The organism is Paenibacillus sp. ACRSA, from assembly GCF_022346845.1.
Taxonomy (GTDB): Bacteria; Bacillota; Bacilli; order Paenibacillales; family Paenibacillaceae; genus Paenibacillus.
In genome coordinates this window covers 184368-197792 of the sequence record NZ_JAKRNP010000009.1, presented here as the reverse complement: position 1 = coordinate 197792, position 13425 = coordinate 184368, and the positions used below count along the sequence as shown (strand labels likewise).

General features: G+C 45.0%; 7 protein-coding genes. 6 read left to right on the top strand and 1 reads right to left on the bottom strand.

Annotation, left to right across the window (positions count from 1 at the left end; translation table 11 throughout):
- Window positions 1-133 precede the first annotated feature (133 nt).
- From MH215_RS22665 to MH215_RS22640, 6 genes are all read left to right on the top strand, one after another.
- Window positions 134-4405, top strand: coding sequence for a discoidin domain-containing protein (locus MH215_RS22665; protein ID WP_239293438.1), 4272 nt, complete (start codon window positions 134-136; stop codon window positions 4403-4405).
- Window positions 4406-4805: 400 nt separating this feature from the next.
- Window positions 4806-7022 carry a helix-turn-helix domain-containing protein gene (locus tag MH215_RS22660; RefSeq protein ID WP_239293437.1) on the top strand — a complete coding sequence of 739 codons (2217 nt, stop codon included), beginning with the start codon at window positions 4806-4808 and terminating at the stop codon, window positions 7020-7022.
- Window positions 7023-7255: 233 nt separating this feature from the next.
- Entirely contained in the window at window positions 7256-8230 is a 975-nt protein-coding gene (locus MH215_RS22655) for an ABC transporter permease (RefSeq protein WP_239293436.1), read from the top strand.
- A 29-nt stretch (window positions 8231-8259) separates the two neighbouring features.
- A complete protein-coding gene (locus MH215_RS22650) occupies window positions 8260-9132 on the top strand; it encodes a carbohydrate ABC transporter permease (RefSeq protein ID WP_239293435.1) in 873 nt (290 codons plus the stop codon).
- A gap of 82 nt (window positions 9133-9214) precedes the next feature.
- Window positions 9215-10789 carry an extracellular solute-binding protein gene (locus tag MH215_RS22645; protein ID WP_239293434.1) on the top strand — a complete coding sequence of 525 codons (1575 nt, stop codon included), beginning with the start codon at window positions 9215-9217 and terminating at the stop codon, window positions 10787-10789.
- 100 nt (window positions 10790-10889) lie between these two features.
- Window positions 10890-12044: a glycoside hydrolase family 88 protein gene (locus MH215_RS22640; protein ID WP_239293433.1), complete on the top strand. Its 1155-nt coding sequence runs from the start codon at window positions 10890-10892 to the stop codon at window positions 12042-12044.
- Between the two features lie 173 nt (window positions 12045-12217).
- Here MH215_RS22640 and MH215_RS22635 read toward each other — a convergent pair whose 3' ends face one another.
- Window positions 12218-13132: a LysR family transcriptional regulator gene (locus MH215_RS22635; RefSeq protein WP_239293432.1), complete on the bottom strand. Its 915-nt coding sequence runs from the start codon at window positions 13130-13132 to the stop codon at window positions 12218-12220.
- Between the last annotated feature and the right edge of the window lie 293 nt (window positions 13133-13425).

Here is a 13425-nt window from a genome sequence, read left to right as displayed (position 1 = left end):
AAGATATCTTAACAAATTGAATGATTTTGCAATGGACGAAGTTTGTGAACTCCGGCAATGTTATAGATAACGAAACATCAATTATTAACGAATTGAATGGCACACAAGTCTACGACATGAAGGAGGAGTGTATATGGTATTAAGACAAAAGTTCGGCTTAAAAAACCAGGCCAAGTATATTGTGATGTTTATGTTAATCGTTAGTTTGGTAGCAGTGGGTTATTCTTATCCGGTATCAGGTGAGGCGTCTGTGAACGAGAATACGGCAGCAGAGTATCTGCCAACGATTTATGAGGAAATTGATGCTATCGGTTTCAAACATCCCGGAATTGGGCTCACCAAGGACATTCTGGAGAATATGCGAACACAGGTGCTGGCCAAGCAGGAGCCCTGGTACAGTTATTTTAAACGAATGACTGAATCTGGAGCAGCAGCTAGAAACGTTACATCCAGTAATCGTAGCAGTTCGGATCCGACAAAACCTGGCAGCGTGGATTTCAATAGCCAATCCTTCAACTCGAAATTTATAGCAGATAGCTTAAAGGCCTACACGCAGGCCATCATGTACTATGTAACAGGAGAACAGGAGTACAGAGCTAATGCGATGGGCATTATCCGAATCTGGTCTCAGATGGATCCGGCCAAATACAGCTATTTCACGGATTCGCATATTCATACCGGAATTCCATTGAATCGCATGGTGACAGCAGCAGAGATTTTAAGATATACGAGTAGCACTACACAAGAACTGGAGTGGACAGATCAGGACACAACTGATTTTAGCACTAATCTCATCTATCCGGTCATTGATACATTCCAGCATCACAACGGGTATTTTATGAACCAGCATCTGTATCCCCTCCTTGGAGCCATGTCTGGATATATCTTTACAGGAAACCGTGACCGTTACAATGAGGGTGTAGAATGGTTTACCGTGAATGAGAGCGCTGTGGATCAAGGACAAAACGGCTCGATTAAGCAGTTATTTCGACTGGTGGATACTAACATTCTGACAGGTGAAGCAGTGGTTCCACCGAGAGTGCAGCATGTGGAGATGGGTAGGGATCAAGCCCACGGTGCCGGAGATATCACCAATGTGGAGATCTTGGCTCGCCTGTTGGAAGCGCAGGAAACCAAAGTCGATCCAGTCGTAGGAACGGTGTCCACGGCGGAAAATGCGGTTAATGCCTACGAATATCTCGATCAAAGGATATTGAAGGCAGCTGATTATTTTGCACAGTTCATGCTGGGTCATGATACGCCATGGACACCGGTTGGGGCTCATACAGATGCCAATGGCAATCCAACGATTATCTATAAGGAGCTGGCTGAAGGGTACAGAGGACGTATCGGCGGCAATGTCTATGGCCTCTATTATTATTACAAATATGCGGCAGGCTTAGATATGGAGGAGGAAGCCCCCTACTATGCCGATATGTTTAAGAAGCGACTGCCTTTCTACTGGGAATCTCCAGATGGAGGCGCTGATTATTGGATGTTTATCCCTGAAGAAGCAGCGAGTGAAGGTGCAACAACACTTCCAAAAGTATCGACGAATGCCGATTGGAATGAAATCGAGCACCGGACTACAAGTCTGGATTCCCATTCCGAGATCAAACAAGAGGGGGAGACATCCTTTGTAGAGATTACAGCGACGGAGGAAGGCAGTCGTATCTCCATCGTCAGCACCAGCACTCCCGTTAAAACCATAGGTCTGCGAATACGAACTACGGGTACAGCCAGGCTCGTGATCAATGGGTGGGAAGATGCTCCTTTAATTTTGCCGAACACCCGGGGACAGTGGAAATATGTAACCTATACTATGCACAACCTGCGAGGTCTAAGTGATTTGACGTATTTCAGAATTCAGGGAGAAGGCGCTGTAGTGGATATGGATCACATCCATCTTAAGGCCAGTGAACAGCTGACTCCACCTGTTTTTAACGATAGCGGAACCAGCCTTGACCTCTATACGTATGTCGGGTCAGATACCTCACTCCAGTATGATTTTTCTGCCACGGATGCAGGCACAGGTGACAGCGTCAGCTACCAGATCGATCACAAGCCGGAGGGTGCTGTGTTTGACGAAAGTACGGGTGATTTTTCGTGGAAGCCGGAGCAAGTCGGAACCTATTCTGTAGTAATAGGAGCGTTGGATGGAACCTCCATTACAGCCAAAGAAGTCAGGATCGTTGTGAGCGCTGACCGGTCATCTACCGTTGCTGCAGTAATTGCCCCCTATAACCCGGAAACCACCTATGTATCGGCGAGTTTAACGCACTACAATAGCATATATGCCGACGTCATGGACGTAATCTCAACGGCTTCAGATGACGAGTTTTTGCAAAAGCTGGTCGAATTGAGATCTGCGGTAGTGAATCTCCGGGAGTTAACACCGCATCTTGAGGATGGAAGTATAGACTATTCCGTTATGCTGGCTGCCGCAACGTTTTACAATGAAACGCTCAATTTATTGGATAATTACGCCGGAAGTTTTGCATTTTATGGTAACGCCGTCAATTTGACGCACACCATGGATTTTGGACCGGATTATAAAGTGAGTGCAGAAGCCTTCTCCCTTCAGGTAAGGGCGAGCTTTCCTGAGCGGATTGGCGGTACTGCTGTTTTTGGCTCCAATGATAATGAAAGCTGGATACGATTAACACCAGAGTTAACCGTTGTGTCTGAAGATATGCAGACACTGGAGGTCAGCGAAGCACACAAGAAGACGCCTTTCCGTTTCTTGAAGATTCAGATGATTGAGCCATCGAGCACCATGTTGGAATTGTCTGAATTCAGAATATTTGGAGAACGACATGAAACGAATAATAAAATTCAATCGCTCTCAATAAGCTCTCCCCAGAGCAATCAGAACCGCGTTGATGCAGGTAATACGATTGTGCTGACCTTTGAATCGAACGAACCGATTCATGATGTGCAGGCTGTGATACAAGGTAAGGAGGCAACAGTGCATTCAACGGATTACCTGAACTGGACAGCATCAGCAGATATGGACAATCACGCGCCTACAGGTCCTATCCAGTTTGCTATCAACTATAAGACGGCTAGTGGGCTGTCCGCAGATCCCTCCATCTTCACGACGGATCAATCTTCGCTATATTTGGTGAACAAGTCCAAGCTCCTTGATATATCTAGGATGGCCACCGTAACAGCTTCAGATAAACAGTATGGTACAGGCGGACTGAGCAAGGAGCAGGTAGGGTATCTATTGTTCGATGGTAATACGAGCACTTATGGCGATCTGGTTACTGGAGCTGGAGCCTACTATACGGTGGACTTTGGACCAGATGCATCTGTTACGCTGAGCGATATCATGCTGATGCCCAGAGCGTCCTATCCTGCAAGAATGAATGGCGTAGTCCTGCAAGGTTCGAACGACAATAACAGCTGGACAGACTTGAGTTCATCCGTCACAGGAACAGTAGAAAACAAGTGGACTTACGTTGGTGGGGACAGAATAATTGATCACGATACCTACCGATACCTGAGAATTAACAACAGCGCTGCATGGAACGGGAATGTGGCTGAAGTGGAACTGTACGGACAATACGATATTCGCAGCATCGATTCCAAAGTCGTCAGCCCGGATGGTTATACCAAGGGAAGCTATTACGAATACATGCAAGACGTTGAGCAGATTCGAGCACTCTTTAACCAACCAGCATCTGATCGATCTGCTCTGTTGCAGGAGTTGTACCAAGCTCAAGGAAAGCTAGTTTCTATTGCTTCTCTGCCTGCACAGCAGATTAGCCTAACGCCTTCCATGGTGGCAGCTTCCACGCCAGTCTATCAGAACAAGGGAACCAAAGAGCAGAATGGTTGGCGTGCCGTGGACGGCAACGTCGATACGTTTACGGATACCATGGATGCCGTATCATGGATTGATATTGATTTGGGAGTGAATCAGGCCGAGTCATTATCAAGCTTTAAGTTTTATCCGAGAAATGGTAAGGATTCGGAAATTATAAGAGTTAATGGAGCTACTCTTCAGGCTTCTAACGATGGCACGCAATATACCGATTTGTATACCATCAGCGGGATCAGCAGCGTCCAATGGTATACAGCTCCGATAATCAACGATACAGCATTCCGATATCTGAGATACTATTCACCGGGCGGCTATGCCAATGTGGCCGAACTGGAATTGTACAGCAAGCCCACTGACCCAACGTTGCTGGTAAAGCTTCTGGAACAAGCGGGTACATTAGAGGCGGAAATCTATGATGAGGCTAGCTTTACAACCATGTTGGCAGCCAAATCACTGGCCAAAACAATCGAGGAAGCTGCGGACAGTACTCAGGCAGAGATTGACTCCGCAGCCAATGACTTGCTTCAGGCCATAAAGACCCTGGTTATCAAGACGGTAACGAATGATGAAGGATGAGAAGAAGTGCTGTTCCAGGATGAAAAACGGTAATCATCTCTAAGGTGTTCTAACGACACTCACCGGTAATGCCGATCATTACACCTAGAATTACTGGGCGAATTAGGAATTTAACGAATCCCTTAACGTAAAAGAAAGCATCGGTTTATGTCCCGGAGTCTCCGAGCAAGGAGGCTTGGGGACATTTTTTATGTCTTATTTGGATCAGATCGGCGCAGATCAGCTACACGATTGAAAGAAATTAGAATGAAGTGAAAGAATTTATACTGGATTTTATAGAATGATTTTGGTAGCTTAAGCAATATGAATAACTATTGTTGATCTCATTTATGATAGCGCATACATTATTGTGGAGACGGGATAGTACACCGAGGAGCGAAGTTACAGGGGGTGGATGTAAATGCCTGAATACAGAAAAACCATCTTTATCAAATTTATATTGTCATATACCGTTCTGTCCGTGGTGTTGATCGGTATTATGGGTGGGTATTGGTATACCCAGGCCAATAAAATGATGGAGGATGAGATTGCCAAAGACAATAAAAACCGCCTGATTTCCTCCAAGGATTATATCGAGCAGACGATATTGAAGAAATATGAAGACAACCTGCAGAATAAGGCACTCTCCATTCGGTTTATTCAGAATAACTTTAACTTGAATCTATTGTTAACGAAGAGCTGGGAGGGGAATTTGAGTCGGATTGCCTCCTTTCGGCAGGAACTGGAATTCTACAGGATTGAAAATGAAGGGTTAACCAATGTTACGGTTTTTTTTCCGACTAATCACTATGTCGTGGATGCCAGTAACTTTCATATGAAGAGCAATACATCTGAAGATGCAGACTTCATTCTCGAGCTGGACGAAGTGAAGCCTAAAGAATGGCTGTTTCGGACATTGGCGGATGGTAGCAAGGTGATGACCTATGTGATCAAACTGCCATATGAGACACCTGGTGTACCCACGATGGGGTATTTCTTCATGGATGTTGGGGTGGAGTATCTGCAGACGGCGGCCTCACGAATCTTGAGTTCTTCGGCAGACCAGCTGTATATTTTTGACTCTTCCGGTCAAGAGCTGCTTCACACCGGGCAGTATAATGAGGCCCTCAGTGGCTTATTGCAAAGTACTATTCACAACCATCAAAGTGGAGAACAGATTATTGAAGGAGCGGAAGGCAAAGCTGTGCTGTCTTATCTGGAGTCCGCGAACTCGCAGCAGGAGTGGACGTATGCGATGTATCGTCCGATGAACTCGTTTGTTCTATCATCCGAACAGTTGAAAAACAGTCTCGTAATTAGTTGCGGCGTCGTTGTATTATTCGGTTTATTACTATCGTTCTTTTTCTCCAAACAACTCTACATCCCGGTCAAGAGATTGTTGATGCAGATTAAAGGTTTACATACATCAAGTGCAGTCTCGTCCTTAGGTAATGAGTACGCTTTTATCGGTAACACCTTTCATCTGATGGAGGAAAAGATCGTAAACCTTGAAACCCAAGCAAGGAAGAATCAGTTGAAAAACCTCTTGCTTGGCGTAAGTCTGGAGATCGAAGCGGAACAGTTCATTCAATCAGGATATCACTATTACACCGTCTATCTCCGAATTCCGGAAGAGGGCAGTGCAGGTTTGAAGATGCGTTATGAAAAGATGGATCGGTCTCTACACAGTATTTTCGTTCCATTAAATGAGAATGAGGCGGCTATGATTTATTATATTCTTCCTGACGAACAGGGCGCAGAGAAGCGTATTCTAGCCGAGTTGCAGGAGGCTCAGCAATCTACAGAGCCGGGTTCCCGGTTTGGAGCGGCTATTGGGAGTAGGGTAGACCACCCAGAGGCACTCGCCGATTCCTATCAGATGGCCAAGCAGGCAAGCAGATATCACTTTCTATATGGAAAGGATACAATCGTTGCGTACTCCAGCGTGCAAGAGATGAGTACAGCCCCTTATCTGTTTCAATACGATCATTTCAAAAATGCATTACAGGCTGGAGATCAGGAAGCGGTTGCTGATTTCATTAATCATTTTCTGGAGATCCTTCAGGATGGTCACATGCAGATCGAGACTGCAGAGCTCGCTGTGCTGCAATTAATAATGCAGTTGTATCAATCGGTACTTGAGTTGAAATTACAGCACTTTCTGCCACATTCCAATATCTTTGATGAATTAAAAAAGGATACGCTAATCGATACGGTTGAAGGCATACGTAGACTAAGTATGCAGATTACTGAACATTTGAAGTATGCGGGCAACCATGCACATACGGATGTGATCCGTACATTGAAAGTATACATTGCAGAACATTTGCATGAGGAGTTATCCCTTCAGATCCTCTCCAAGGAGGTCTCACTCGCACCTGCTTATATTTCTACACTGTTCAGTGAAGGAACCAAAGAATCGTTTACGGAATATGTCACCCGGCTGCGACTGGAAAAAGCTGCGGATCTTCTGCGTGATCAGTCACGTCAGTCGGTGTCGGCTATTGCAACGCAAGTCGGATACCGAAATCCGCAGTATTTTCACAGCAAATTCAAATCACGCTATGGCGTAACACCAGTACAATATCGGAATTCACAGCTGGCAACTCTGGATTCATTATCTTTGGATAAGGAATAGCAGAAGCAAGTATACAGATAGAAGGTAAGGTGGTTCATATGGCTGTTGTTTGGAGCATCTAACGAATGTTATCCAAGCAACGGTCATTTTTTATGAATTCGTTAGATTTTATAAGAAACCGTGAAAGAATTTATAAAGAATCGAAAGAACTTACAATAGAAAAAGCGCTTACATAACCCTAAGATTGAAGTGTGGCTTGAGGAATTTTGGATGGTTGGAAAGGAGTAGTTATCATGAACCCGGTGCACAATCCGGAAGTGGGCGGCAAGAAAAGTATATTCAATGAACAGCCGTCAAAATGGGCAGCAACTTGGAGGGAATACAAGAAGTGCAGATATCTGTTTCTGCTGCTTGCTCCGGTAATCATTTGGTACGCCGTATTTGCATACGGCCCAATGTACGGGATCCAACTGGCCTTCAAGGATTTCAGAATTATGGATGGAATCTGGGGCAGTCCGTGGGTGGGCTTTAAGCATTTCGAGTTTTTATTCTTTCAATCTCCTGATTTTTTACGAATTCTGAAGAATACGATCATCATCAGTTTTTTGCATATTCTATTTGGATTCCCGGCACCGATCATACTTGCTCTCCTGATTAATGAGATCCGGTCTGGGGCCTTTAAAAGGGTAGCACAATCGCTGACCTATCTGCCGCATTTTTTTTCCTGGGTCATTCTCTCAGGGATATTAATCACACTGTTGTCTCCATCATCCGGTGTAGTTAATTATCTGCTGCAGCTTGTGGGATTAGAATCGGTCTATTTTCTGGGGGATCCGAATCATTTCCGGTCAACACTGGTCATTTCAGCGATTTGGAAAGAAGTTGGCTGGGGCACGATTATCTATCTGGCTGCACTTGCGGGTGTCCAGCCCGAGATGTACGAGGCAGCGGTGATGGACGGAGCGAGTCGCTGGAGGCAGACCCTCAGTATTACGCTTCCAACAATTATGCCAGTCATTGTACTGATGTTTATTCTGCGTATTGGCAATGTGCTGGATGCCGGCTTTGACCAAATTTTGAACCTTTACTCCCCTGCAACCTATAGTGTGGCGGATATTCTCGATACTTACGTTTATAGGGTAGGCTTGCAAAATTTCCAGTTTAGCTTGACGACAGCGGTCGGTCTGTTCAAGAATGTGATTGCTTTTGCGCTGGTACTGGCAACGAACTATATGGCAAAAAGGTTTGGACAGCAGGGGCTTTTCTAAACAGAATAACCAGATTGGAGGACAAGGCAGTGAAGTATAGCAGGGGCAGTAACCTATTTCAGGTTGGTTTGATTATGTTCATGATGATTTTATGTATTGTCATGCTGTATCCGTTTGTCCATATGCTTGCGATCTCTCTTAGCACACCGGCAGAAGCGTTGAGATTGGGGATCCATCTGTATCCTCAGCAGGTATCATTCTTTGCATGGGAGAAGGTACTGGGCAATCAGGATATCTGGATGGGATTCGGGAATACGGTTTTTCGTACTGTGGTAGGAACCGTTTGCTCAATCCTGTTCATGTCATTTGGGGCATATCCGCTATCTCGCAAATATTTGCCGCATCGCAATGTGTATACGATGTTGATTGTGTTCACGATGTTCTTCAGCGGGGGGATGATTCCTTCCTACTTCCTGATCAAATCCCTTGGGTTACTGGATTCACGGTTGGTGTACATTATACCGGGGTTGATCAGTACGTTCTCCATGCTAATTCTGCGTAATTTCTTTCAGAACATACCTGATGAGCTAGAAGATTCGGCCAAAATCGATGGAGCGAATGATCTACGTATTCTGTTTCAGCTGGTCCTTCCGCTATCGATGCCTGTTATCGCCACCTTGTCATTATGGTCTGCGGTAGGCCATTGGAATGCCTGGTTCGACGCGGTGTTATATATCCAGGACCCTTCTAAACAGGTACTTCAGACCTTCCTGAGACGAGTGGTCATCACAGGAGAGAATCTATCCATGTTCGCAGCAGATGTGAAGGGCTCGGAATTGGGATACCAGGAACCGATAAAAGCCGCTACGCTGATGTTCACGGCACTGCCTATCATTATTGTGTATCCTTTCCTGCAAAAGTACTTCGTAAAAGGAACGATGGTGGGCTCGCTCAAAGGCTAACACGGGTTCATTCAAGCTGCCTTAAGGCTTCTTGATTCAAATAAGTGAATAGTTAGTTAGGATCAAAAGGAGGAATTCAGAGATGAAACAAAAGAGATTATTAACCGGTATGCTAGGCATAGTGTTATCTGCTTCATTATTAGTAAGCGGTTGCAGTGGTGGAGGGAGTACCGACAATAGTACAGAAGAAATTTCCGACAAAGGCACTGAGAAGCCAATTGAAATTTCAATTGCAAACAACTGGAATATCCCGAAGGCCGATAACAATTACGTACAGAAGTTTTTGGAGGAGAAATTTAATGTGAAGTTCAAGAATATTTCCTTCGAAACGGCTACCTGGAAAGAACAATTCAACGTCATGCTGGCTTCCGGCCAGATTCCGGACATTATTTCTGTAGATGGCACTGTAGGTGATGTGGTGCAATGGGCGGATCAAGGTATCCTTGCTAGTGTATCTCAAGAGGAAATTAAGCAATACATGCCCAAATACACCGCGGATGTGGAGAGTGTTGATCCTAATGCCTGGGATCCGGGGACGTACAACGGCAAGAACTGGGGTGTTCCCAAGGTTTGGGGGGAAGGCGCAACCGGTTTTATTCCGGCTTACAACGGACAATGGCTGAAGGCTATTGGTTACAATGAACCTCCAAAGGATCTTGCCGAGCTTGAGGATGTACTGACCAAATTCATGAATGACGACCCGGACGGAAACGGTAAAAAGGATACGTATGGTTTGACCGGACGAGGCAAGGATGCCCAGGCACAGCTGTTCAATACGGTGTTTGCAGCTTACGGAGTGGCTCCTTATCAGTTCAAACTGGACGCGAATGGCAAAGTAACTTATGGCGCAATTACAGAGGAAGCTCGCAATGCGCTGAAGTTACTCAATGAATGGTATAAGGCAGGCATTATTGATCCGGAGTTCATCACCGATGGCAATAGCGAGATTCAAACCAAGTTTGTCAGTCTGCGAACGGGCATCATCGAGACGGGAATGTGGCACCATCTGTATGATGATGGATATTTTGGCCTGATCTCCAAGGACAAAGGCATTGAACTTGTTCCCGGTGTTCCATTCGCTGGACCGGACGGCAAGAAGTACGCAATGGCTAACGGAGCCTTGCAGCCTCCATTGTTGTTTGGAGCACAGCTGGAGAAGGATGATGCCAAACGAATCAAGATTTTGCAAATTCTTGAGTATGTCACAACGGATACGGAAGGTTACTTAACGACGGTGTTTGGCGAAAAAGGAAACTCCTATAACCTGGAGGGCGAATTGGCAGTTGTTACAGAAGCCGCGGCGGGTACCGAGTTAATGAGTGAACTGGGTGCGGGTTTCTATAATCCATTCGGTGCCAAAGTAAGTTCTATGATGAAGCATCACTATTCTCCTGAGAAGCTGGCTTTCAAAGAGAAATTGACTAATGTGGAGGACGTTACAGTCCTGACTGATCTGATGCAGTCCACGGTGATGACCACGAAAGCCCAGTATGAGGCAATTTTAAATACATTGCAGGCTCAATATTATATTAAAGCCATCTCCGGTGAAGCCAATACGGACAAAGACTTCGATGATTTCCGATCACAGTGGTTGAACTCGGGAGGACAGTCGGAACTGGATGAAGCTCAACAGATCTATGAGGAGCGCAATAAATAAAGAGAACTTTTCAGAGATGAAGGCAAGATCGTTAGCAGATGAACGTGGAAATGGTGCTCGTCTGCTAACCTGCTCATCTCTAGCTTAGAGGAGGAAGTATATGCAGACTGAAAATTCGAATATTTGGCTTCAAGAAGTCGTTCAACGTATAACCGATAAAATGGACTGGGTGAGTGAGAAATCGAAGGATAAAATTCCTTATACGACCATTAATGGGGTACATGATGACAGATCAGTCCAGAATCCAAGCGGGACACATGCTGACGGAATCAATTGGTGGACCAATGGGTTCTGGGGTGGTTTGATGTGGCAAATGTATCATGTAACGGGTCAGGAGAAATACAAAGAGTATGCGAACCTCTCTGAAGATAAATTAGATGCCGGGCTACAGCAGTATTACGGATTGCATCATGATGTGGGCTTTATGTGGCTGCCAACCAGTGTCGCAAATTATAAGATCACCCAAAATCCACAGTCTCGCAAACGGGCGCTACATGCGGCCAATCTTCTGGCAGGTCGCTATAATCTAGTAGGGGAATTTATACGAGCATGGAACGACCTTCCTGAAGAAGATACTCGAGGTTGGGCGATTATTGATTGTATGTTTAATATTCCGCTTCTTTATTGGGCCACTGAAGAAACCGACGATCCCCGTTTCAAGCAGATCGCTATGAGACATGCAGATACAGTCATGAAAACATTTGTACGTCCGGATGGATCCGTCAATCATATTGTTGAATTTGACCCGTTTAATGGGGGAGTTGTCAGATCGTATGGAGGACAAGGATATGAGGAAGGCTCTTCCTGGTCCAGAGGTCAGACGTGGGGGCTTTACGGTTTTATGATGAGCTATATTCGTACAGGCAAAGAAGAATACCTCAATACAGCAAAGCGTATTGCTCATTATTTTATTGCAAATATTCCAGATGATGGAATTATTCCTGTTGACTTTAGGCAGCCCAAAGAACCTGCATACGAAGACTCCACGGCCGCAGCGATTGCTGCATGTGGACTCATTGAAATATCTAAGGCTGTCGGGATGCATGAGAAGGCGCTTTATCTGGATGCTGCGATAAAACTCTTGAAGGTACTCGATGAGGCTCGTGCAGACTGGACGAAGAACTGTGACTGCATCCTAATTAATGGGTCAGCGGCTTACCATACGAAAGAACATCACCAGTCCATCATTTATGGAGATTATTTCTTTATTGAAGCGATCTTCAAATTAAAAGGAAAAGATCTATATATTTGGTAAGCAAACATGATGTGACATAGGATATGAAACCCTAGGGGCTGGATGCCAATCACAAGACCCGTAGCATTGTGCCCGTTTATTCCTACTGAAGGAATAGGCGGGTTTTGTTTTATTTACGATTCGCGTGGACAATACCGATTGATTTTTCCAGTTTAGTAGTGCGACATTTTATATCAGATTGATCCTATTGAAGTTTGATTGGAAAAATATTCGGTCAATGCGCGATAAAACACTTTGGAGGGTGTGTTCAATACATGTTTTTTGTGCCGAACGATGCCGTGAACGAAGGTGACTTGTCGAGGCAGGGGGAGCGAAATGACGCTGCCTTCCGCAAGTTCTTGAGCCATCATGATTTTAGGTACAAGAGCAACACCAAGTCCGCAAGTTACAACCTGCCGTACAAGTTCGCTACTTGCAAATCCAGTCGAACGGATTTCGGAGGGTAGCCCCATTTCGCTTAACAGTTTGAGTCCTTCCGTATGATATACGCAGCGGGAACCGAAGCCGATCATCTGAATTCCCGAGGTATTTTCCCATCCTTCGTTTTCGATCAAATGAGCCAGATTTTTGGAGGCGACGACGATCATTTGCTCTTCGATCAGCGGCTCAAAAATCAAATCTTCTTTTTTGGGATTCATCGGTACGATTCCAAAATCAATTACATGAGACTGAACCTGTTCGACAATATCCGCTTGAAATCCCGTTTCTAGCAGCAGATGGATTTCGGTATATTCTTTGAAAAAAGAATGCATAAAATTGGACATTCGCGTCACCAAAAATGACTCCAACGATCCCAAACGCAACGTGCCACGAGGATGATCCAGATTTTCTAATGCTTCTTCGAGTGAGTGACCCAACTGTACAAATTTTCGGGCATAAAGCGCAAACTGTTCGCCCGCTTCAGTCAGTTTTACGCCACGGGGAAGTCGGTGGAATAGTTTTTGGTTGCAGCTTTGCTCCAATAACTGGATCTGTGAAGTAACCGTCGATTGCACATAGCCCAGCTTTTCTGCGGCACGGCTGAAATTTCCTTCTTCCAATACGGCCAAAAAAGTAAGCAACGACCGTCCTTCCAAGTTCTCCAACATGATTTTTCCTCCTAGGTATCGAAAAAACAAATGGATTCTATCATATCTTTTCGTTTTTAAAATGGATAAACCGATGATAACATGAAGAAGTTCTCAAGCCAACAATATCTTCAGGGAGGATCCATCGTGATGAGGAGAAGCGAATTTCGATTCATTTCTTATTCTCGGGGGATTCGAAACACGTCAAGAAATGCATAACGGTCGCTTGTATTGCTATATCCGTTCTCTTCTAGAACAATGTTTGCTTACAAGTGTGTGTAAAGGTTCTTGGGTTACGGAAAAATGGAATTGCT